Origin of the sequence: uncultured Desulfovibrio sp. (genome assembly GCF_944324525.1) — a bacterium.
GTDB lineage: Bacteria > Desulfobacterota > Desulfovibrionia > Desulfovibrionales > Desulfovibrionaceae > Desulfovibrio.
Map to the genome: position 1 here is coordinate 1 of NZ_CALUWS010000043.1, position 22,041 is coordinate 22,041.

General features: G+C 61.9%; 21 protein-coding genes. 13 read left to right on the forward strand and 8 right to left on the reverse strand.

Annotated features, from left to right (window positions below; all coding sequences use genetic code 11):
- Nucleotides 1-98: 98 nt before the first annotated feature.
- From Q0K12_RS09920 to Q0K12_RS09935, 4 genes are all read left to right on the forward strand, one after another.
- Nucleotides 99-866 (forward strand): hypothetical protein, encoded by a 768-nt coding sequence (locus Q0K12_RS09920; protein ID WP_297262499.1) that lies wholly within the window; start codon nucleotides 99-101, stop codon nucleotides 864-866.
- A gap of 112 nt (nucleotides 867-978) precedes the next feature.
- Nucleotides 979-1,212 carry a hypothetical protein gene (locus Q0K12_RS09925; RefSeq protein WP_297262501.1) on the forward strand — a complete coding sequence of 78 codons (234 nt, stop codon included), beginning with the start codon at nucleotides 979-981 and terminating at the stop codon, nucleotides 1,210-1,212.
- Entirely contained in the window at nucleotides 1,167-1,829 is a 663-nt protein-coding gene (locus tag Q0K12_RS09930) for a hypothetical protein (RefSeq protein WP_297262503.1), read from the forward strand. The genes Q0K12_RS09925 and Q0K12_RS09930 overlap by 46 nt, the downstream gene beginning before the upstream one ends.
- 111 nt (nucleotides 1,830-1,940) lie before the next feature.
- The gene (locus tag Q0K12_RS09935; RefSeq protein WP_297262505.1) at nucleotides 1,941-2,888 is read left to right on the forward strand and encodes a hypothetical protein; all 948 of its coding nucleotides are present in this window, start codon (nucleotides 1,941-1,943) and stop codon (nucleotides 2,886-2,888) included.
- 168 nt (nucleotides 2,889-3,056) lie between these two features.
- Here Q0K12_RS09935 and Q0K12_RS09940 read toward each other — a convergent pair whose 3' ends face one another.
- A complete protein-coding gene (locus Q0K12_RS09940; protein ID WP_297262507.1) occupies nucleotides 3,057-4,178 on the reverse strand; it encodes a hypothetical protein in 1,122 nt (373 codons plus the stop codon).
- Nucleotides 4,179-4,382: 204 nt separating this feature from the next.
- Here Q0K12_RS09940 and Q0K12_RS09945 point away from each other — a divergent pair, with 204 nt between their 5' ends.
- Nucleotides 4,383-5,210, forward strand: a complete 828-nt coding sequence (locus tag Q0K12_RS09945) for an HD domain-containing protein (RefSeq protein WP_297262509.1) — start codon at nucleotides 4,383-4,385, stop codon at nucleotides 5,208-5,210.
- Entirely contained in the window at nucleotides 5,207-5,794 is a 588-nt protein-coding gene (locus tag Q0K12_RS09950; RefSeq protein ID WP_297262511.1) for a hypothetical protein, read from the forward strand. Before Q0K12_RS09945 ends, Q0K12_RS09950 begins: the two co-directional genes overlap by 4 nt.
- Here Q0K12_RS09950 and Q0K12_RS09955 read toward each other — a convergent pair.
- The 4 genes from Q0K12_RS09955 to rfbD form a co-directional block, all read right to left on the reverse strand.
- Nucleotides 5,784-7,325, reverse strand: coding sequence for a hypothetical protein (locus Q0K12_RS09955; protein ID WP_297262513.1), 1,542 nt, complete (start codon nucleotides 7,323-7,325; stop codon nucleotides 5,784-5,786). The two genes, Q0K12_RS09950 and Q0K12_RS09955, sit on opposite strands and share 11 nt — an antisense overlap.
- 359 nt (nucleotides 7,326-7,684) lie before the next feature.
- A complete protein-coding gene (locus tag Q0K12_RS09960) occupies nucleotides 7,685-8,485 on the reverse strand; it encodes an NTP transferase domain-containing protein (RefSeq protein WP_297262515.1) in 801 nt (266 codons plus the stop codon).
- A gap of 153 nt (nucleotides 8,486-8,638) precedes the next feature.
- Nucleotides 8,639-10,291, reverse strand: a complete 1,653-nt coding sequence (locus Q0K12_RS09965) for a DUF3179 domain-containing (seleno)protein (RefSeq protein ID WP_297262516.1) — start codon at nucleotides 10,289-10,291, stop codon at nucleotides 8,639-8,641.
- On the reverse strand, nucleotides 10,285-11,151 hold the full coding sequence (gene rfbD / locus Q0K12_RS09970) for a dTDP-4-dehydrorhamnose reductase (RefSeq protein ID WP_297262518.1): 867 nt from the start codon (nucleotides 11,149-11,151) through the stop codon (nucleotides 10,285-10,287). The genes Q0K12_RS09965 and rfbD overlap by 7 nt, the downstream gene beginning before the upstream one ends.
- 98 nt (nucleotides 11,152-11,249) lie before the next feature.
- Here rfbD and Q0K12_RS09975 point away from each other — a divergent pair, with 98 nt between their 5' ends.
- The 5 genes from Q0K12_RS09975 (at nucleotide 11,250) to Q0K12_RS09995 (ending at nucleotide 17,790) form a co-directional block, all read left to right on the forward strand.
- Entirely contained in the window at nucleotides 11,250-12,029 is a 780-nt protein-coding gene (locus Q0K12_RS09975) for a sirohydrochlorin cobaltochelatase (protein ID WP_297262520.1), read from the forward strand.
- A 164-nt stretch (nucleotides 12,030-12,193) separates the two neighbouring features.
- On the forward strand, nucleotides 12,194-13,087 hold the full coding sequence (locus tag Q0K12_RS09980) for a hypothetical protein (protein ID WP_297262522.1): 894 nt from the start codon (nucleotides 12,194-12,196) through the stop codon (nucleotides 13,085-13,087).
- A 143-nt stretch (nucleotides 13,088-13,230) separates the two neighbouring features.
- On the forward strand, nucleotides 13,231-14,418 hold the full coding sequence (locus tag Q0K12_RS09985) for a hypothetical protein (protein ID WP_297262524.1): 1,188 nt from the start codon (nucleotides 13,231-13,233) through the stop codon (nucleotides 14,416-14,418).
- Nucleotides 14,419-14,892: 474 nt separating this feature from the next.
- The gene (locus Q0K12_RS09990) at nucleotides 14,893-16,011 is read left to right on the forward strand and encodes a hypothetical protein (protein WP_297262526.1); all 1,119 of its coding nucleotides are present in this window, start codon (nucleotides 14,893-14,895) and stop codon (nucleotides 16,009-16,011) included.
- A 639-nt stretch (nucleotides 16,012-16,650) separates the two neighbouring features.
- Nucleotides 16,651-17,790 (forward strand): hypothetical protein, encoded by a 1,140-nt coding sequence (locus tag Q0K12_RS09995; protein WP_297262528.1) that lies wholly within the window; start codon nucleotides 16,651-16,653, stop codon nucleotides 17,788-17,790.
- Nucleotides 17,791-18,034: 244 nt separating this feature from the next.
- Here the strand turns inward: Q0K12_RS09995 and Q0K12_RS10000 are convergent, their stop codons facing one another.
- Nucleotides 18,035-18,724: a helix-turn-helix transcriptional regulator gene (locus Q0K12_RS10000; protein ID WP_297262529.1), complete on the reverse strand. Its 690-nt coding sequence runs from the start codon at nucleotides 18,722-18,724 to the stop codon at nucleotides 18,035-18,037.
- 286 nt (nucleotides 18,725-19,010) lie between these two features.
- On the opposite strand from Q0K12_RS10000, the gene Q0K12_RS10005 reads away from it, so the two are divergent.
- Both Q0K12_RS10005 and glmU read left to right on the forward strand, forming a co-directional pair.
- The gene (locus Q0K12_RS10005; protein WP_297227224.1) at nucleotides 19,011-19,244 is read left to right on the forward strand and encodes a molecular chaperone DnaJ; all 234 of its coding nucleotides are present in this window, start codon (nucleotides 19,011-19,013) and stop codon (nucleotides 19,242-19,244) included.
- A gap of 248 nt (nucleotides 19,245-19,492) precedes the next feature.
- Complete coding sequence (gene glmU / locus Q0K12_RS10010; protein WP_297262530.1) at nucleotides 19,493-20,848, forward strand: bifunctional UDP-N-acetylglucosamine diphosphorylase/glucosamine-1-phosphate N-acetyltransferase GlmU; 1,356 nt, start codon at nucleotides 19,493-19,495, stop codon at nucleotides 20,846-20,848.
- 53 nt (nucleotides 20,849-20,901) lie between these two features.
- Here glmU and Q0K12_RS10015 read toward each other — a convergent pair whose 3' ends face one another.
- Together Q0K12_RS10015 and Q0K12_RS10020 are read right to left on the reverse strand one after the other, a co-directional pair.
- Nucleotides 20,902-21,477 (reverse strand): hypothetical protein, encoded by a 576-nt coding sequence (locus Q0K12_RS10015; protein WP_297262532.1) that lies wholly within the window; start codon nucleotides 21,475-21,477, stop codon nucleotides 20,902-20,904.
- Nucleotides 21,477-21,932 (reverse strand): GNAT family N-acetyltransferase, encoded by a 456-nt coding sequence (locus tag Q0K12_RS10020; RefSeq protein ID WP_297262534.1) that lies wholly within the window; start codon nucleotides 21,930-21,932, stop codon nucleotides 21,477-21,479. The genes Q0K12_RS10015 and Q0K12_RS10020 overlap by 1 nt, the downstream gene beginning before the upstream one ends.
- Nucleotides 21,933-22,041 lie beyond the last annotated feature (109 nt).

Genomic DNA, 22,041 nt, shown 5'->3' on the forward strand with positions numbered 1-22,041 from the left:
GGGGAAGAAACCCCTTTTTGCCGCGAGCAAAAGGGGTTTCTTCCCCCTCACAAAAGAGTAATGAGTCCTGAGCCTAGCGCCTGCAGGGTGGAGGGGAGATGGGAAGGCTCAATGTAAAAACGTGGCTGGGCTTCGTGCTCAATATGCTGCTGGTCCTGCTGGGCATCAGCGACATCATGCTGAATGGTCCGACGGAGGCGGACGGCCTCATCGTCCTCATGGCCGGCGGCCTGCTCGTGACGGGCGCCGGCATGGTCATGCTGGCTCGTGGAAATCCGGCGGGGGGCATCCTTGGCGCGGCAGGCTGCATCCTCTTCGCGCCCATTGGCCTGATCTGCCTGATCGGCTGCCTGCAGTGCCGGGAAAAGATGCGCAATGCCGCCCTGGCTGCGGCCGCCGCGACGGCCGAAACGCCGCTTGCGGCTTACGGCTTCGCGGATGATCGGGCAGCGGGCTGGCTGTACATGCTGGGAGGCTTCGCGGCCTTCTTTTACGGACTGTTTTATTACGGCGGCATATTGCATGATGGCGGCGTCATCATGGCAGGGGGCGAGGTCTTCTCCCTCATTGGCGCATTCAGGATCGTCCGGGCCTGCCGCCGCAAACAGGAGCATGTCTGCGCTCTGTACCGGGACCGGCTGGAATGTATCCCCGGTTTGTGGACAAGCGAGCCGGTCAGCATCCCCTATGCCGACATCCGCGAGGCCGGATGTTCATACATCAGGCTGCGCCTCCGTTTTGTTTCCGGCGACGGTATGGCCACGATCTCCGTGTACTTTTGCCGGATGACGCGCAACAAGCGTGTTGAGGCCCACGCCGTCCTGCGGGACAAGATGCGCGAGCTTGGCGTGTTGCACGAGAAGTGATGCCCGCGCGGGAGACTGGGCGGATTTCTCCGTAAGCGGACACGACCTGTGCGCTCATGGCGGCGGGAAAGATACGACAGCAGACGGCAGGAAGACCTGCAAGGGAGGAGAGGTGGAAAAGCTCAATGGGAAGATGGGGGTGGGCATTGTGATCAAGGTGCTGGTGGCCCTGCGGGGCATCAAGGACAGGGCGGCGGATGGCGGGACGGTGGCCGCGGTCTTCAGGGCCGTCATGGCCGGCGGCATGCTCTTGGCGGCTGGCGGCATGGTCATGCCGGCGCATGGCGATCCGACGGGGGCATGCCCGGCGCGGCGGGCAGCGCCATCCTCGTGCCCATCGTCCTGATCTGCCTGATTGGCTGCCTGCAGTGCCCGGACAAACTCCGCAATCTGGCTCTGGCGACCTCGGCCGGGCCTCGGCCAGAGGAGGACGCGGCGCCTGTGGACGGGACGGTCTCCCCCGCGGCTCCCGCAGCGCCCGGCGAAAGGGCTGCCGCGACGATGGCGTCCGACGCGCGGTCGGAAGCCCCGCTGGCCTCCTATGGCTTTGCCGACGTGAGCCTGTTTGGCTGGGGCTTTGTCGTGCTGGGGATCATCCTGCTGTTTCTCGTGTTCCTGGCGAGATCCGTCATGCCCCTTGCCGGCGCCATATCCCTCTGGGGCATGGGCCTCAAGCTGATCATCCAGGGACGCCAGCAGCGGGACAAGCAGGCCCTCAGTCTGTACCGGACGCATCTGGAGTGCAGCGTCAGCACGTCGAATTGCGAGATGCGCCACATCCCTTATGATCGCATCCGCAAGGTCGAGCGTCGCGGCAACCGTTTCGAGCTGTATCTTGATGATGACGGCGAAACGGAAAAGGTCAGCTTCTCTCTTGACCAGATCAAAGATTCGGAGCGCGTGGAAGCCCGTGAGGCGTTTGAAGGCAGGATGCGCGAACTGGGCGTACTGCACGAGAAATGATGCCCGCGCGAGAGAGCGGGCGGACGTCTCCGTAAGTGGAGCGGCCCGCGGCACGCTCCCCGCAGCGGAAAAGGAAGAAAAGAGCGGCGGGAAGACCGCAAGGGAGGAGAGGTGGAAAAGCTCAATGAGAAGATCTGGGTGGGCTTTGTGATCAATGTGCTGGTGGCCCTATGGGGCATCAGCGACATGGCGGCGGATGGCGGAACGGTGGCCGCGGTCTTCATCACCGTCATGGTCGGCTGTCTGCTCCTGACGGGCGCCGGCATAGCCATGCTGGTTCGCGGCGATCCGGCGGGGGGCATCCTCGGCGCGGTGGGCAGCGCCATCTTCGTGCCCATCGGTCTGATCTGCCTGATCGGCTGCCTGCAGTGCCGGGACAAGCTCCGCAGTGCCGCGTTTACGGAGACCGCCGCGCCTGAAAGCCGGCAGCCGGCCGCAGCGGAAACGTCGGCCGTGGCGGCTGCGGAGCCTGCGGAGGAGGAGAAGTGCGGCGGCCCCGAGTCTCCTGCGGGCTCCGACGGCATATCCGCCACCGCGGCAGCGCCTGTCGTGCCGGCCAAGGCCGCGCCGCGCTCCGAGGGAGTCGCGGCATGTGAGGAAGCGCCTGCCGCGGCGACGGACGAAACGCCGCTTGCGGCCTTCGGCTTCGCGGACGAGCGGGCGTGGGGCTGGACGCTCGTGCTGGGGAGCGTCGCGCTCTTCTTTTTCGCACTGTACCACGGCACATCGATCATGTCGGGGAGCGTGGTCTGTTTCATCATGGGCATCGTCAGGCTCGTCCAGAGCCGGCAGCGTTTGGGCAGACATGCCTGCATCCTGTACCGGGATCATCTGGAATGCGTCTCCGGCGTTTGGACAAGCGATCTGGTCAGCATCCCCTACGCCAGCATCCGCGAGGCCAGATATTCAGGCTCCAGGCTGCGGCTCCAGCTTGCTTCCGGCGACGGGACGACCAAGTTCGCCTTTTACTTTGCCCTGTTGGCGAGCGACAAGCGCGATGAGGCCCGCACCGTCCTGCAGGACAAGATGCGCGAACTGGGCGTGCTGCGCGAGGATTGACGGACGGCATCCGGTGGGGCTGCGCGACGTTTGTCCCCTTTCGCGGACGTGGCGTGGCAGCCCTTCCCGCGTCCCGGCGGGGATGTCTGCCGGATAACGGACGCGGCCCCGCCGGACGCTTCAGACGCCCCGGACGAAAAAGGCCGTCGTACGCCGGGGCAGGGGCGGTCAGGCCGTTTCCGTCTGGCCCTCGGGCGCAAAGACGCCGTAGCGCGCCACATTGAGCAGGCCGCGGGCCGCCCGCATGGCGGCCCCCTCAATGCGATAGTCGCCAAAGAAGCTGCGCAGGAGCGCCTCTTGCGCGGTACCGTAGTTCTGCCAGTAGCACAGATTGCTCAGATGTTTTTTCAAAACGGGGAGGGTCTTGTTGTCGTAGGGGCCACCCAGCTTGCGGGCGATATGCACTTCGGGCAGGGTGTTCTCCAGCGGCAGGCGCGCTTTCCACGGCGCGAAGGCGTCGCGATCGCGTACGAAACTCTGATGCCAGGTGAAAAAGGGGATGACGCGCTGACGCAGCAACAGGCAGGTGGTGAAGACGCCGGAAAGAGGCGAGGCCAGGATGATGTCCGCCGCAAAGCGCATGGCATTGGGAGAGACCTGGACGCTGTTCCTGATCAGGTGGGTTCCGGCGATGTCGCTCAGGGCTTCATAGGCCGGATGGTCATAAAAAGGCTTGAACAGGACGGTACGGGTATCGGCCAGCTGACGCACGGCATCGACCTGCTCGTCGGGCTGGTCATGCAGCCCGCCGCAATAGAGGATCAGCTCCCTGTCCGGCGGAACGGCCGTGCCGAGCTCTTTTTGCAAAAGCTCCAGCCGCAGCTTTTTGGGGAGGTGGCGCAGCGATGCCCATTCGCCGAGCTGGTAGGGGCCTGCCGGGTAGACTTCCTGCACCCTGTCCGACAGGGGAACCTCCCCCAGATTGATCTGGCGGGGGAACTGGCAGAGCACATGGGTAAAGGGGGCATCGTCCGGCAGGAAGATGAAGGAGGAGGCGTGCAGCAGGAAGACGTGCCGGCCGGCTAGCGAAGCCAGGGCCGGGTGCTGCTTCAGATCCTGAAAGCCGGCAACGCCCACCGCGCCATAGCTGCCCCCCGCCTGCTCCACGGCGGAGAAACGGTAGCCCATGTCTTCAAGCTCTCCGAAGGCGGGGCAGCCGTCCCTGCCTTCCTGCAGGAGCGCGGTCGGGACGAGGATGTCCACGTCATCGACGGGCATATGGCCGATGACATGCCGGAAGTACAGCAAGCTGCGCGAGGTCAGATAGAGGGCGAGGCGGTGTGCGGTCATGAGGTGCCTCCATTGCCGGGGAAGGAAAAAGGTCTGGGACGAAAGAACCATGCGACCGCAGCGCAAGATGCGCCGGGGCAGGGCCGTAAGCCGTTCCGACTATGCCGGGAGCGGAGGAAAAAGTCGAGCTTCCGGACGGCGGGGCCAGGGCGACGGGGCCGGGAGGCCTTGCCGTTGTTTTCCCCGGGGCGTATACCGCTGTTCATGAAAACGCCCTTCCCGTCAGAATCCGAAGATATCGCCGTACACGAAAGCTGGTTCGCCGGATATGCCGAACGGCAGTATGCCCTTTGTGAGGGCGACGCCGGGCCCATGCGCCTCAAGGAACAACATACCCGTGCCGTGCTGGGGTACGCCCGGCGCATGGCACAGGAAGAAGGCTTTGCCCCGCACATCGTCCGGGCCTGTCTGCTGGCGGCCCTCTACCACGATGTGGCCCGTTTCGCGCAGTATTTGCGCTACGGCACGTTTCGGGACCGGGATTCGCGCAATCACGGGCTCTGGGGGGCGGCCATCCTCAAGCGGGAGGGGCGGCTTGCGCAGGAGGACGCGACGGTACGGCGGCTGGTCCTGACGGCTGTGGCCCTGCACAACCGTTACGCCCTGCCGGCCGCTCTGCCTGATGACATGGCCTGTGTGGCCTGGACCGTACGCGATGCGGATAAGCTGGATATCCTGCGGGTCATGGACGAGCACCTTTCCGGCCCGCGTCCCTATTGCCCCACGGTGGTGCTGGGCCTGCCGGACACGGCGGACAAGGTGAGCGGCAAGGTGCTGGAAGATGCCCTGCAGGGGCGGGTGGCCTCCTATACGGACCTGCGGAGCGTCAATGATTTTCGTGTGCTGCTGGGGACCTGGCTTGACGACATGCACTTTGCGTGCAGCCGGCGGCTTTTTGCCGAAAGCCCGCATGCGGAGCGGCTGCTGCTGGGGTTGCCGCAGGAGGGGCCGTACGCCGCCGTACGCGCCTGCCTGCTGCGGCGTCTGGCAAGCGTGCGGCAGCAGAGCGCCCGTCCGGACGGCGGCGCATGATGCGGGTCGGGGATGTGCTGCCGCCGGTCTTCCGTCAGCGATTGACGGCCTGTGCGCGGCGGATGGGCGCGGACTGGACGGAGGAGCGGCAGCCGGGGAGCCGCCTGCGCCGCGCGTTGCGTGGCTGCGTCCCCTGGCCGGAGAACGGCGCGCCGGATGCGCTGCCCGCGCCGGCTGCCCTGCTGGACCGGCCTGTGGGCGGGATACCCGTGCTGCGTCTGGGCTACGTCCTGCATCCGCTGCCCTTTGCGGAGGCCTGCGCCCTGGCCTGCGCCTGCGCCTGCGCCTGCCGGACGCTGTGGCTGGCGGAGTTCGTGCCCGCCGAACGCAATCTGGGGCTGGCCGCCGCCTGTGCCGCGCGTCTGCTGCCGGGACTGCGGCCGTGGGGCAGGGCCTCGGCCGCGGGGCGGGACTGGCTGGCGCATGGCGGACTGGAGGGCTGCCTGTACGGGGCGGGGTTGCGCTGTCTGTCGCGCCGGACGCTGCTGGGCGGGGCGGCTCTGCTGGCGGGCTGTACGGCGATGCCGCAGGATGACGATGCGTGCCGGCCGGCCCTGATCCTCCCTGTGGACGCTATTCGCTGAAGTGGAATTCCGGATCGTTCAGCGGAAGACGTTCCATATTTTCCAGTACGCTGAGCAGGATGATGCTGAGCTTCACATCCCCTTCCTGCCGGGCTTTCTGCAGGGCGGATATCAGCAGGTTCTCAAGCTGGGCGGCGGTGATGTCCGCAAAGCGCATCTCCGGCGAAAGGGGGTGGCCGGTCATCTTTTCCATGTATTCGCGCTGGCTTTCGGAAAGCTCGGTATAAATGCGGTAGGGAGGATACACTGTCCGCATGATGAGCAGATACATGGCCAGGGCCGCCGGTTCATCGGGGTAGCTGCGCCAGAAATCCCGGGCGCACTGGTGCTCGACGAAGCCGGGGCGCAGGATGCGGCGCAGAAAATCCTCTTTGTCCCACGCCTTCTTGTTGCCTTCGACGCGCCGTACGGCGACCGACTCGCGCAGGCTTTCTCCCCGGGCCACGGCGCGCAGGGCCTGCCGTATGCGGGGCATGGTCTGGGCGGGATCGTAGATATATTGTCCGTAACAGGAGCGGATGTGACGTTCCCAGCGTTCCCGGGGCATGTCCAGGGCGATCTTGACGGCTTGGGCCACATTGTCGAACACGCTGACCAGCACCCCGGTGGGGCTGATGGTCAGATGCTTGCGCTGCGCCTCCAGCGTGCAGCGTACTTCAGGCCGCAGCGCGGAAAGGGCAAACACCTCGCCGATGTTGGAGTATTCGGTGACGAGCGTGATGGCGCGGGCAAATTCGGGCAGATGGTCGAAGTCACGGCTGACGGCAAAGCGGGGATGCCCTTCAAAAAGCGAGATGAGCTTCTGGACGTCCGGGTGATTCCAGGAAGTGACGCAGGGGCGGAAGCAGATGCGGTACTCGGGAAATTTCCGCAGCAGGGCATCGATCATCGGCGGGGCGAATTCGCCGATCATGCGGTTGCGCGGGTCGTAGGGATTGGTCCAGTAGCCGGTGGGGGCATAAAGGATGGTGTCCTGCTCGCAGTCCATCTCACGCAGATGGGCCTGCACAGTGGCTATGCGTGGGCAGCCCACGGGAAAAAAGGTATAGAACGGGCGCTTGCGGCGGACATGGGCGGGATTGCAGCTCCCTTCCAGCTCTTCCCTGATCAGGGCGGCATCTCTGAGCGTTTGCGGCGTGGTGGTGAAATAGGCATCCTGGAAGTATATCCGGCTCTGCCAGCCGGGGAAGGCCAGGGGCGTGTTGTAGCCGAGGAAGGAGTGGGGAAAGGCCGCCACAAAGGCGTCGTCCGGAAAGTCGTTCTGGTACTGATCGGTGGAGACGAAGATGCGGACGCCCCGCAAATCTTTCAGCTCCTGCCGGGAGACCGTGAAGATGGGGCCGGGCATGGAGAACTTGTCAGGCTCCAGCGTGGAGAGCGTGCAGAGGGCAAAGTCTTTTTCGATATGCCGGTAGATCTCCCGGAAGTACTCGTCCGGGATGCGGTCTTCCCAGTGGATGCAGAAGCAGAGGACAGGCTGTTGCCGGGAGTGCTCGTCTATCCATGCCTGGGCTTCCTTCAGCTGACTCATGGCTGCTTTCCTTTATGGCGTCCGCGACGCAGGGCGCGGTACGGAAGTATCGCGCTGTCCGTTGCGCGTTCGCGTTCGGAGTAAAGATCGTCTCTTCACGGCATGTCCCGCCCGGCAGGGCGCGCCGGCAAAAGGCGGCATGCCGGCATGCCGTCCCTCGGCCATGCGGCGAAGCGCCGGGAGACTTGCGCGCTGTTCCGGGCAGGCTCCCTCTCTGTGCCGCCGGCAAGCGTCGGGGGGCATACGGCAAGATGCCGGGAAAAAATCGGACAGGCGGCGGCATGTCGCAAGGTCGATTTTTTCCCGGCAACGCCGGCGTATGAAAAAGGCGGCTTTACGGCAGGCAGGATATGCCGTCCTTAGCCGTTGGGGGAGGTGACACGCCAGTCATGCGACCAGCCGGTACGCTCGAGGGCCCGCTTGTAGGTGTAGTAGTCCTCCCGGCTGTCCACTTCCACCCAGTGTCCCACCACCGGAACGGCCTGCACCAGCACGTCGTCGTCCACCAGACGCTGGATGAAGGTGGTCATGTCCGTGTGGTCACAGGCGTTGCCCAGCTGGTTGAGATGCTTTTTGGCGTAGCTCCAGCCTTTGGGAGAGAAGCGGATGAGCCCCATGTACTGCCCCTGGATGTCGTCGGGATCTTCCGGGCGGAAGCCGACTTCCAGCAGGCGGCCATCCTCATGCACGAAGGTCTCGGCGTTCATGAGCGGATCGCCGAAACGCTGCATCCACAGGGTCTGCCAGCGGGTGTCGTAGGTAATGGCGACGGGCTCCACGGCATTGGCCAGAGCCAGGATATGGTTGGCCGGATAGAGGGCGTCGGCATGACTGACGATGATGCCGTCCTCGTCTTCAGCCAGGGCCATGTCGATCCACGGGGCCACGCAGCGCAGGCCGGACAGCAGGCTGCCGTGCAGCCAGTCCGTATTTTCCACCGTTTCAAAGCTGTTGGGGGGCAGGCCCGCAGCCTCGGGAGTGAGCTGCTCGGAGCGGTAGCCGCGCACCACGCAGATGCGGCGCGCCTTGGCGGCTTCCAGCGCCTCGCACTGCCAGCGGACCAGCGTTTTTCCTCCCAGCTCGATGAGACTGGTGGGTTTGTCCTCGGTGAGTTCCTTGAGACTGGCGCCACGTCCCGCGCCCAGAATAATGGCAATCATGCGAGCAGCTCCCTTTACAGTCTCCCGGGACGGGAGAACGAATTTTTGTTCAGTATACGGACAAAACAAGCTTCCTGCAAGTCGCGGGCGGCCATTTGGCTCCCGTGACCTGCAGGAAGCAGGGAAAACGGCGTGCGACTGCCGTATGAAGACTTAGTTCCGCGCCGGAGCGGCCGTGGGCGCGGCGGGCATGGGCAGGGGGGCCAGCGCCGCCCCGGGCGGCACCACGGCGCCGGTGGCGGTACTGCCGCCGGCCTGTACGGGCGTTCCCGCGGCCGGAGCCGTCATGGGGACATTGCCCGCCGGGCCTCCCGCAGGTTGCGCGGGATAGCCGCCGGGCGAAGTGGCGAAGCCGGGAGCCGCTCCTCCGGCGGTTGGCGGCGGGACGGCGCCCGTCTGTCCGGGCACGCCCGCGGCGGGAGCCGTCATGGGCGCGGGAGTCGCGGGCACGCCGGGCACGGCTGCCGGTTGACCAGCGGCAACGGGCGGCTGGGCGGCTCCCTGGGGCATGACCTGTCCCGGATAGGGGACGTTCTGCAGTCTGCCCTGCGGCATGCTCTGAGGCATGGCGCCGGCAGGGACGTTCTGCGGTGCTGCCATCCCGGCGGGCACGGCGGCCGTCTGACCGCCGCCCGGCTGGCCGGGAAGCGGCGCGCCGGCCGGCATGCTTTCGGGCGCCGGCCCCAGCGGGGTGATCTGCAACAGGTTCTCAGGGACTTCCCCCGGGCCGGGGATGAAGAGCGTTTCCGGATTCATGCTGGCCCAGGCGAACCACATGGAGTAGCTGCCGAAATACTGGGGCATGTTGGCGCCCTTGAGGTTGCCCTCAAGGCAAACGCCCGTGGCGGGGTCCCAGATGCTGCGGGTGGAGATGTCTATGAACTGGTTGCCGGAATAGACGAAGAGGAAGGGCTCCGCCCAGACCTGACGGTTGAAGACGCGCACCACGTCCAGCTTCTTGTCGTGCACGGCGACCAGGGCCGACGGTCCCACGAAGAAGTTCACCGCGCCCTTCTTCTTGACGTAGTTGATGTCCAGGGCGATGAGCGCGCCCTGATGCTCCAGGCAGAACATCTGGGTTTTGCGGGGGAAGCGCCTGTCCACGCGTTCGACGGGGTAGACCAGCTCGTCATTGGTATAATAGGTGTCGTCCTTGCGGTAGTCCCCGTAAGGGTCGCGCCCGTAGGGGCGGCGTCCCGGCGGGCGCGAGAGCACCTTGGCCCCGGGGAAGGTGCGCTTGGCCGGTTCCCAGGTCGTCCAGTAACTGGGCACGATGGGCATGCCGCGTCCCAGCAGGCTGCCGTCGAAGGCCATGCCCAGCTCCTGCAGCCAGAGACTGCCGGAGTTGCGGTCGATGAGCACGGAGTTGCCGTCATACAAGCGGCCTTCGGCGTCAAAGATGAGGTTCAATCCGCCCATGGAGGCGTCATAGGCGGCAAAACCGCCGGTGATGGGACTATAGGTGATGGCGTAGGCGTGATCGTCCACCACCTCGTTGATGACCTGATGCCAGACAAGGTATTTTTGCGGATAGATGCGCGGCCCGTCAGGCAGCATGACCACAAAGACCACGTCTTCGGAGTTCAGGCTGAGGCCGGCATCCTGCATGCGGTCGAAGCGGGGACGGTAGAGGGAGGGGATCTGTCCGTATTCGATGCCGCTTTCCGTCAGCTTTTTATTGATGTTGGCCAGCTCCTGCAGGTTTTGCGGGCGGGCCTGGGCTGTCCCGCCTGTGAGCAGGCAGCCGAGCAGCAGCAGGGACAAGACGCGCCGCGTCAGGCGGCCGGTGGGAAGCAGACTCAGCATTGGGCGCCCCCTTCACGGAAAAGATAGTCACGCAGGGCCTGCGGCCACGGGCGCGGCGTTTCGCCAAGGAACTGCGCCAGCTTGTCGCAATTGAGCACGGAAAAGGCGGGGCGGCGGGCCTTTTGCGGCCAGGCGGAGCCGGGGATGGGCTCCACGCGGCAGGGGCTGCCGGCCAGGGCCACGGCCTCGCAGGCCAGTTCGCACCAGCTGGCCCTGCCGCTGTTGGCGGCGTGCCAGAGCCCGGTCTGTCCGGCTTCGGCCAGACGGGCGCTCCAGAGGGCCAGATCCAGCGTATAGGTGGGCGAGCCGTTCTGGTCATGCACCACGCTGATCACATCCCGCCGCCGGCAGGCGTCGAGGATGGTCTGCACGAAGTTGCGGCGTCCGGGGCCGAACAGCCAGGCCGTCCGCAGCACGAGGGAGCGGTCCGGCAGCTCGTTCAGCACGGCCTGCTCCCCGGCCAGCTTGGTCTTGCCGTAGACGGAGACCGGGCAGGGCGTATCCGCTTCGGTAAGCGCCCTGCCGCTGTTGCCGCCGAAGACGAAGTCCGTCCCGTAGTGCACCAGCAGGCCGGAACCGATGTTGCGGAGCGATCGGGCAAGGGCATCGGGCAGGGTGCGATTGATGAGCAGAGCTTCCTCGGGATGATCTTCCGCATCGTCCACCTGCGTCCAGGCGACGGTATTGAAAACCACGTCCGCTTCGGCCCGCTCCAGACGCTGCTGCAGAAAATTCATATCCTGCAGATTGCCGTCGCAGCGACCCAGCGTTTCCACCTGCCAGCCACGGTGGGACAATACCCGCACAAGGGCCTGTCCCAGCAATCCGGTGGCGCCTCCAAGAACCAGCGCTTTGGCCATGACAACCTCCTCTTTTCATGTTACCTCCGCGCATTACGGCGGTCAACTCCATATGCTGCCGCCTTGCTTCCGTGCGGCAAGTGGCCTATACTGGAAAAATGAAATGCGCTATCCTGCTGGTGGCTTTCGGGGCGACGGGGCAACAGGCCCAGGGCGCCTTGCGCGATTTTGACGCGCAGGTACGGGCGGCCTTTCCCGACAGGCCCGTGCGCTGGGCGTATACGTCGCTGCTTTTGCGCGAACGGCTGGCGCAGGCCCGGCAGAAAAGCGATTCCGTATTGAAGGCGCTGCGCCGTCTGCAGTTCGAGGGCTTCCGGCAGGTGGCCGTACAGCCTCTGCACAGCATCCCCGGCGACGAACACGGCGAGGTGCGGGCCATTTTGGACGAAGTGGCGGCCACCTCCGCCCTGCGCCTGCAGCTGGGGGCCCCCCTGCTCAACGATGCCGCGGACATCGCGGAAGCGGCGCGCGCCGTCCTGGCGCATCTGCCGCCGGAGCGCCGGCCTGAGGAAGACGTGGTGCTCATGGGGCATGGCGCGCGGCATCCGGCCATGTCGCGCTATGGCGATCTTGCCCGTGCCGTGAGCGGACTGGATGCCCACATCCATGTGGGAGCCATGAGCGGGCCGCTGGAGCTGGAAACGCTGCTGCCGCGCCTCACGTCCCGGCGGGTCTGGCTCATGCCGCTGCTTTCGGTGGTGGGCAGACATGCCCTTGAGGATATGGCGGGCGCGCAGGAACATTCCTGGCGCTCGCGACTGGAAAGGGCCGGGCACGACTGCTGCCCGATCCTGCACGGCATGGCGGAATATTCCGGTTTTGCCGCCATCTGGCTGCGCCATCTGGCGCAGGCCGTGGCACAATGTCATACCGTATAAGGGCTTTTGGCCTTTGAAAAAGGCAAAACGCAAGGTGGCGGCACAGCGCCGCCCGGCCCGAACCACGCGGAAAAATCGCATTTTTTCCGCGAAACGACAGGCCGTAGGGTTGGAAACGCACAGCGTTTCACACTGAAATGCTCTAAGAGACAGGAGAGGGATTCATGTTGCAGCATTATGTACGGACTGGGCTTGTGCTGAGTGTCCTGCTGACGGGCGGCCTGCTGACGGGCTGCGGTTTTATGGGATCGTCCGATACGGCGGACACGCCGCCGGCCACGCAGGTCTCCGCGCCGGACGGCACGGTGGCCGCCACGGGGGCGGCCGCTGCCGGCGGGCCCAACCTGTTCAATCCCTGGATGCAGGAAAAACTGCCCAATACGCGTGAGCTGAGCGACGCCGGGCAGGCCATGCTGCCCCAGATGGGCGGCAGCGCCCAGCGCATCGAAAAGGAAGCCGCCTACCGTGCGCACTGGCGCGAGGAGATCTATCCCGTGGTCTTCGGCGACAAGAAGGCCCCGCATGAGCTCATGGTGCTGCTGGATTTCGCCAATCCGGCCAGCGCGGCGCTCTGGGACAGGGTGGTCGAGGCGTCGCGCTCGCTCGATCCGTCGCGGACCAAGATCGTGGTCTTTGCCAACAGCCGCGAGAATTACGGCACGGATCTCATGGGCCTGGCCATCTGGATCTCCTATGAACGCAAGGGGCAGGCCATGTCCTATCTGACCTATGCCCTCGACCGCTGGAACGAAGTGAAGGCCGGGCAGAAGAAGACGCGCGGCAAGGCCATCCCCTTCACCAACGAGTATGACGCCACGGTGCAGTCCACGGACTTTCCCATCCACTATGCCTATCTGCAGCGCCTGAATCCGCCCGTTCCCGCCAGTCAGGAAATGGACGTCACGAGCCACTGCTATGACGCCGGCAGCGTGAACATGTATCAGGCCGTCCAGCTCACCCGGTACTACAATCTTTCCGGCCTGCCCGCCCTTATTGCCGACGGTCGCGTCCTTTCCGCTTCTTCCTCGCCTGCCGACATCGCCGCTGCGCTGCGCTAGCAAGAGGTCTGCCGTCCGTCCTGTATCTGACGGGAAAAAGCCGGGGAAACAGCCTGCCGTCCTGCCGGACAGGGGTTGTGTTTTCCCGGCTTTTTATGTTTACGTATGACTTTTGATTACCCCGCTGAAGCGAGGAGGAAGATATGAAAAAGATTGCCCTTGTCGGAACAAGCAATTCCATCATGAAGGATGGCTATGGACAGTTTTTGCAGGAGTTATTGCCAGGTCAGGTAGATAGTTTGGGATTGGGGGGGTGTTCTTCGATTAATGCGGTGTTTTCACTTCTTAAGTATGATATAGTTGATAAATATGAATATGTAGTGTTTGATTTCTGTATCAATGAATTCTATTTTGAGAAAGCAAAGTCGATAAATAAATTTTTATTGATTTCTTATTGGTCTTTTATTTTTAACATTTTGAGGAGATCAAAAACAACGCCAGTCCTCCTTTTATTGCCAAATATGCATTATTGTCGTGATATTGTTGATTTTTATATTGCGATTTCAGATTTTTTTAATATTGAATATGTAGATATTTCTTTTCTCTTTTCTTCTATACCTAGAGAAAATCTTTTTCGCGATAGCATGGGGCACTATTGCGTAGAGTATCAAAAACAGATATCGCGCGCCATCCTTGATGTCATGAATAGGCAAAAACGCGATATACGATATGTTCCTCTTATGGAGGATATTGAGTTTTCTTTGTCTAAGTGTAAATTATCTGATGTGCAAAAAGAAGTGTCGACGGCAATTCGTAAGATGCAGTGTTATGAGATAAATACGCAAAATAGCCCTGATATTGTTTTTCCGCAAGATGGACGTTATATTTCAGGAATGCTTTTCTGGAGTAATGGGCCGGAAGGAAAGCAGTGTGATCCCGTTTATATATGTAATGATAGTACAGTGATGCGAAAAAATTTTAATTTATCTTTTAAAGGTTTTTTTGCTCGAGAGGTAGCTAATGGCGTACCTGGTGGGGTAAAGAATCCCGTAATTTCATTTAAGCCGCAGCCTGTTTCTCTTGTTGAGCCGACAAGGCATCAAGAGGAAATTCAAAAAGAACGTTTGAATCATATTTTCTATGTCAATTCCGTATTGTTTTGCAATGTTCCACCTGTTGCCTGGGGTGAGCAGTTCTATCAACGTTACAGGGATGCTTTTGAGAGAGAGAGAGAGAGAGAGAGAGAGAGAGAGAGAGACGCCATGCCCGACGAAGCCGCAGACTCTCGTCTCTCTGCTCCGCTCATGTCTCGCGCCGTTCTCTTGGGCCTCGGCACGACAGGCTTATGTCATCCGGCGTTCCGGTCTCTTCGATACGGGATGGTATCTTGAGCGTTACCCAGACGTCGCTGAGGCAGGCATCGATCCCGTTTGGCATTATGTCCGCCGTGGGGCAAAAGAAGGCCGCGACCCCGCGCCCTGGTTTTCGACGAGCGCCTATGAGCAGACAAATTCCGATGTTGCTGCAAGCGGCATGAATCCCTTCTATCATTATATTCGCTATGGACTCTGTGAAGGTCGTCGTGGCGTGTAAAATGAAAATACTGGATGGAGGATCAGTTTTTTCTGGAGCGGCGACCCAGTTGTGTTCCTGTAGCTGGCTGGGACGCCGGCTTGGTGGCGGCAAGTGTATGTGATTACAAGCACGGTTCCCCCCAAAAGTACGGTAGCCGAGGCATAGCTCAAGAAAATGGAGTCTGTTTGCACAGATGGGACTTTTGCAGCACTGAAAAGCCGGGGAAACAGCCTGCCGCCCTGTCGGACTGGGTTTGTGTTTTCCCGGCTTTTTAGCAGGTTGACATTGTTATGAAAAAGATAGCTGTTATTGGTACGAGCAATTCCATCATTAAGGATGGCTACGGACAGTTTTTGCTCGAGTTGCTGCCTGGACAGGTGGATATATATGGATTGGGGGCTTGCTCATCAATCAATGCTGTTTTTTTGCTTCTTTCGCGTGAAGTAATTGACAAATATGAATATGTGCTGTTTGACTTTTGTATCAATGACTACAGTTATTGGCGGCAAAAACGACTAAGCAAGTATTTGATCCTTGCGTATTGGGCATTCATTTTCGAGCGACTGAGAAAATCCAGGACTGTCCCCATATTCCTTCTGTTGACCGTAAGTTCGGGCAACAGGAAGATGGTCGATTTTTATATAAATATGGCACGGCTTTTTGACGCGGCCTATATAGACATATCCCGGCGCTTTTCGGGCATACCGCGTGAAGAGCTTTTCCGCGATCATGCCCACTACTCGCGGGGATTCCAGCAGAAGATCGCTCACGCCATCCTTGAGACCGTCGCCGGGCCGAAGCGTACGATACGCAGTCTCCCTTTCAGCGACGATATAGGATTTTATTTGTCAGACAAGCAACTGTGTGACAATCGAAAAAGGATCGCAACATCATTAATGGAAATGGAATGCTATGCCATAGATACACGGCAGGATAATATCGTTTTCCCCCAAGATGCCGGGTATATTTCCGGTATCTTGTTCTGGAGCGACGGCCCTGAGGGCGGCGTGTACGACCTTCTGGATATACACGATGCCACGAACAGGGTACAGGAAGATCTCAATCTGGAGTATCGGGGCTTTTTTGTCCGGGAGCTTGCCGCCAGCCTGCCGGAAGGCCTGAAGGCTCCTGTCATCTCTTTTCAGCAAGCCGCGACTTCCCATGTGGATTCCATCCCGCTCAAAAGGAATCCTCTCTTTTATGTGAATTCGTTTTTATTTTGCACTGTCCCGCCAGTGGCCTGGGGAAAGGCGTTCTACCAGCGCCACAAGGCCGTCCTGAAAGAAAGCTTCCGCCAGCGTGTGCAGTATGGCGTCTTTCTCCTGCGGATGCTGGCGCAAAAGGCAGCCAGTGCAGTCACTCGTATGCGACAAGCTTGCGGGAAGCTTTCCTCACGCAAAAATGCCTAAGTGACGTTCGTTCCCTGTCCGTCCGGCTTTCAGGGCGACACCGATACCGCGCGGCATGTCCGCCTGCTTGTCGCAACGCCTTAGATCCGCCAATTCTTCTCGTCATGGGACATTCCGGGAAAGCCGCCTGCCGCCGAGCACGCGCGGTTTTCTTGATCCCTCCTTCTCACAGCCTCTTCCTTTCTTCCGCACGCTGCGGCGAATAAGCGGCAGCAGGTTCCAGCGCCATACCGGGGTCTCTTCGATGTCATGCGCGGGCTCTTCACACGGCATGAGATCCTGCTTGAAATTGTATAGATTATTTTATATAAATAAAAATTATACAGCAGGAACATGAAGGAAAGGATGCGCAGGCCGGTCTGTGCATCGTTTTCCACGAGAGAGCGTTCATACTGCCAGATGGCTTGGGGCATGGCGAGTTCGTCCAAAGATAGCCGCAAGAGCCATTCCCTCTGTATTCGGAGGGGAAGAGGACGGCCGCTCAAGCTGACGGAACAGAACCGCTCTGTATAGGCAGCATGAGAGGCGCCGCCTGTCAGGCCTCCTGAAATCTTTCCGGCGGAACGTGCCGGGAAAAACGCTTGCCGGTTTGTTGCGATCTTCCTGTTTTTCCGTTTTTTTCCACAGGCGGGAAATCCTATGAAGAAAATAGCTGTCGTCGGCACAAGCAATGCCATCATCAAGGATGGCTACGGACAGTTTCTGCAGAGTCTGCTACCGCATCAGGTGGACATCTACGGGCTGGGGGCCTGTTCATCGCTCCATGCCGTGTTTTCCCTCCTTAAATATGATCTGGCTGATAGATATGAATATGTCATATTCGACTGCTGCAGCAATGACTACGGCTTTTGGCGGCAAAAGCGGCTGAGCAAGCACCTGATCCTTGCGTATTGGGCATTTATTTTCGAGCGATTGAGAAAATCCGGGACTGTCCCCATATTCCTTCTGTTGACCGTGAGTTCGGGCAACAGGAAGATGGTCGAGTTCTATGTGAATATGGCGCGGCTTTTTGACGTGGCCTGTATAGACATATCCCGGCGCTTTTCGGGCATACCGCGTGAAGAGCTTTTCCGCGACCATGCCCACTACTCACGGGGATTCCAGCAGAAGATCGCTCACGCCATCCTTGAGGCCATCGCCGGGTCGAAGCCTACGATACGCCGCCTCCCTTTCAGTGAAGATATAGGATTTTATTTGTCAGACAAGCAACTGTGTGACAATCGAAAGAGGATCGCAACATCGTTAATGGAAATGGAGTGCTCCGCCATAGATACGCAGCAGCAGGGAAATATTGTTTTCCCTCAAGATGCGGGATATATTTCCGGTATCCTGTTCTGGAGCGACGGCCCTGAGAGCGGCGCATATGACCTTCTGGATATACACAATGGCACGAACAGGGTACAGGAAGATCTCAATCTGGAATTTCGGGGGTTCTTTGTTCGAGAACTTGCCGCCAGCCTGCCGGAAGGCCTAAAAGCTCCAGTCATCTCCTTTCAGAGGACTGCGGTTCCCCAGGCTGCTCCAATTGGAAGGAACCCTGTCATCCCGTCCCAAAGGAACCCTGTTTTTTATGTGAACTCGTTTTTATTTTGCACTGTCCCGCCAGTGGCCTGGGGAAAGGCGTTCTATCAGCGCCACAGGGCCGTCCTGAAAGAAAGCTTCCGCCAGCGCGTGCAGCATGGCGTCTTTCTCCTGCGGATGCTGGCGCACAAGGCCGCCGGCATAGGCATCCGCATGCGGCATGCGCGCCAGAAAAACACGGCATGTAAAGAGTGCTAGCGGGCTCGCCTTGTCAGTCCGCTTTTCAGGCTAAAGCTGATGCCCAACGGCATGCCGCCTGCTTGCGATGAACAGCCGATGGACGGCCCCGCACTGGCAAGCGGTAGAAGGATCGCCCCGGCGTGCAGCGGAAAAAGTCTGCGCACCGGGGTTGCTTTTTCAGACGGACATGCTTCTGCTGCGGCGTCTGCCGGGCGGGCTGTGCCGCCGCATTGCACCTTGCCTTCTTCACAGGCAAAACGCGCTAACGGTATTCCCGTCCCGACCAGAGCACGCGTCCGATGACGCGGAACTGCTCCGCGCAGTCGCCCCGCAGGTCGAGGGTCACCGGCGCATAAGCTGGATTGACGCTGCGCAGGATGATCTTGCCGGGCAGCATGTCGATGCGCTTGATGTAGATGGCGTCCTCGAATCCGACGGCATACAGGCGGCCGGGCGTGATTTCCGTCTGGCCCTGATCCAGCAGCACAAGGTCGTTGTCGAAGATCTCCGGCACCATGCTGTCTCCGGAAACGCGCATGAGCACCATGCGGCGGGGATTGCCCTTGCGCCGGAGGAAGTCGCCGCGAAAGGCGTGCCCGCCTTCCGTACCGCCGTTGACCTCAAGGCTGCCCGTCCCGGCGGAGAGGCGCGCCTCCACCAGCGGGATGGTGATCATGTCCGCCCCTGTTTCTCCGTCCGCACTGCCTGTCCCGTCCGTCAGATGGGGCGGCAGGAACATGGGCCCCTGACCGAAGAACAGCCAGTGCGCATTGCAGCCGGTCTTTTCGGCGCAGAGCTGCACCCAGGCCGGCGGCACTTCGCCCCGGCGGCGGGCCCCGCTCACCGATTGCGGGCTGATGCCCAGGGCGCGGGCCAGCTCGGCATCCGAGCGGGCTTCCAGAGCCTTCATGAGACGGGAAAGTGTGCTGTCGCACGTAGGGGTATCGCTCATTTTTACTCTCCAAGGGGAAATGACAATAAAAATTTTCTTTTGTTAATTTTTTATACTAAATATAAACAAAAAATTTATATGTCAAGAAAAAGCGTACATCCAGGAGAGGTACGCGTTCCGGCAAGGGGAAGGGATACGGGCCGGAAGATTCGGGCGGCAGTGGTTGACGCCGCCAGAGGCAGGGCCTAGTGTGATGCATAACCGCCCTGCATCCTGCATCCGGCGGGCGGCTGTGGCCGGATGCTTCATCTGCCGGCAGGCATGCAGACCTGCCGAGGAGGCCCTTATGAGTACCTGTCCCCAGTGCGACGGTATCGGTCGCGTAACCTGCGGCGCCTGCTGGAACCATCAGCTGCGCATCGTCTGTCCCGACTGCCTTGGCTCCGGTGTGGTGAAAACCGCTGCCGGGGAGCAGACCTGCCCCCGCTGCCAGGGCAAGAAAACCATCCTGCCGGGCAGCTGCGCCCGCTGCGGCAATAACGTGCCCTGCCCCGTGTGCCACGGTTCCGGCACGGTCTAACCCCGATCCAGGCCGATCCGCTCCCGGTCCGCGTTGACGATGCGCCGCCGGGACGTGCGGCGTGTGGCGAACCCGGCGTTCCGCGGCGTGATGCGCCGGCGGACGCCGGGTTCGCCCGGCCCGGGCGGCAAAACGTCACCTGAATGTTGCCGTCCTGTCGCGCGGGCAGAGGGGGCGGCACTTGCCTTGCCGTCTGCCGGGGGCTATCTTCCCCGCAACACATTCGCAGGTAAAAAGGAGAAGTGGTCATGCCGAAAGAGGCAGCCCTGATATTGGCGGCAGGCAAGGGGACGCGCATGCATTCCCGCAAGCCCAAGGTCTTGCAGACCCTGCTTGGGGAATCCATGCTCCGTCATGTGCGGGAGGCGCTGCGTCCCGTCTTCGGAGAAAATGTCTGGATAGTCGTGGGACACGGCAGCGACATGGTGCGCGCGGCCTTTCCCGATGAACGTTTTGTGCTCCAGGAGCAGCAGCTCGGCACGGGGCACGCCCTGCAAACGGCCATGCCGCAGCTGGAAGCCGCCGGCGTGGAGCGCCTGCTCGTGGTCAACGGGGATACGCCGCTGATCACCGCCGAGCTGGTGCGCCACTTCTGGGAAGGTGCGGCCGAGGCGGACGTGGCCTTTGCCACCATCGTGCTGGATGAGCCCGGCGCGTACGGGCGGGTTGTGCGCAATGAGGAAGGCGGCGTCAGCGCCATCGTGGAAGCCAAGGACTACTGTCTGGAAACCTTCGGCGCGGCCACGGGCGAGGTCAACGCGGGCATGTATTCCCTGAAGCTGGAACAGGCCGCCCGGCTGCTGCCGCGTCTGACCAATGCCAACAAGAGCGGGGAATACTACATCACGGATCTGGTGGGACTGGCCGTTGCGGAAAACATGCCGGTGCTGGGCGTGCAGTGCGGCAACGACACCAGCCTGCTGGGCATCAATTCGCCGCTGGAACTGAGCAGCTGCGAGGAGATCCTGCGCCGGCGCGTCAATACGGCCCTGCTGGCGTCCGGGGTCATGCTGCATGCGCCGGAGAGCGTGCGCATCAGCCCGCTGGCCACTGTGGAACCGGGAGCCGAGATCACCGGCCCCTGCGAGATCTACGGAAGATCCGTCATCCGTGGCGGCGCAAGCATCGCCTCGCATTGCGTCATCCGGGAAAGCGAGGTGGCGGCCGGGGCGGATATCCGCTCCTTCTGCCATCTGGAACGCGCGGAAGTGGGGCCGGACACGCAGGTGGGCCCGTATGCCCGGCTGCGGCCCGGAGCCGTGCTGGAAGCGGAGTCGCATGTGGGCAACTTCGTGGAGCTGAAAAAGGCGCGTCTCGGCAGGGGGGCCAAGGCCAACCATCTGACCTATCTGGGCGATGCGGACATTGGCGCAGGCAGCAATATCGGCGCGGGCACCATCACCTGCAATTACGACGGCAAGAACAAATTCCAGACCCGCATCGGGGAGCGCGCCTTCATCGGCAGCAATACGGCGCTGGTGGCGCCGGTGCGCGTGGGCGCGGATACGCTCATCGGCGCGGGGTCGGTGATCACCAAGGACGTCCCGGACGGGGAGATGGGCATTGCCCGCGGCCGGCAGAAAAACCTGCCCCGTCGCGACTGACGGAGATCTTGCATGGCCGTCGCGCGGGGATATCCCCGCGCGGACGGCTGCCGCTAGCCCAGCGTGGGGCCGCGGCCGGTGAGGAGCTGGAAGTTGCGCCCGGCTTTCTGGGCGCTGCCGAGCAGGCTCTGTGAGAGGCCGAGGTAATCGGTCGTGGCCTGCTGCTGGTGATACTGGGCCTGCAGGGCCGAGCTTTCCGCGCTGTTGCGCGAGCTCCAGGCGGCAAGTTCGCTGTTGTGGGCGGCCCGCAAGCCCTGTTCCCGCTGGGAAAAGGCGTCTATCTCTCCCTTTTCGGCAGTATCCAGATTGACGTCCAGCGCGCTGCCCGCGTCGATCTGGCTGCCGGACGCCCCGGCGGCCGCTCTCTGCTGCCCGATGATGCGCGCGGCCTCCTGCCGTTTCTGTACGGCGGCCTCGTAGCCTTCCCGGCGGCTCTGCCGGGCGGCTTCCTCCTGCTGCTGGGCATTTTGCTCCGCTATCTGCGCCTGCCGGTTGGCGAGCTTTGCCTGATATTCCTGCTGCTGCCGGGCGCTTTCGGCCTGTCGTATGGCGCCGTAGGCCCCGGCGGCAGTGCCGGCCAGCGCTACGGCGGCGCTGATCACGGCGGCGGTGGTGCTGGCGACGGCCATCAGCGTACCTCCTTGTGCCAGATGGTTTCGGTGTGGCGTGCGCCCAGACGGCGATAGAGCGCATCGCAAGGACGAGAGGCGGGCGAACTGTACTGGATGAGCCCGACGCCCCGCGCCGCCAGCGCCGTTTCCGCCTGACGCAACAGCCGCAGGACGGCAAGCCCGCCACGCAGTCCGGGCGCAAGATACAGCCCGTCCAGCGCCGCCAGCCGCACGCCTGGCCGGTGCGGACAGGGGCAAAGGCTGAAGGCGGCATAACCGGCCAGGCGGCCGTCCTGCCGCAGCGTGCTGATGTGCAGCATGTCCAGCGCCTCCCAGCGGGCATACTGCTCCGCATCAAGGGGGGCGGTCTCAGGGCCGTGCAGCGCGGCCTCCACCTCGTCCCAGTGGGCGCGGGTCAGCGGCAATGCCTCCTCCCGCACATGCGCGAATGTCTCCGTTTGAATGGCGATCATGCGGTCTCCTGTTGTTGGAGGGGTGTTTTTCTGTTTGCGGGGAGGGGAACCTTTTGTGAACAAAAGGTTCCCCTCCCCGCGCCCCTCCCTTCCCAAAAACTTTGCTTGT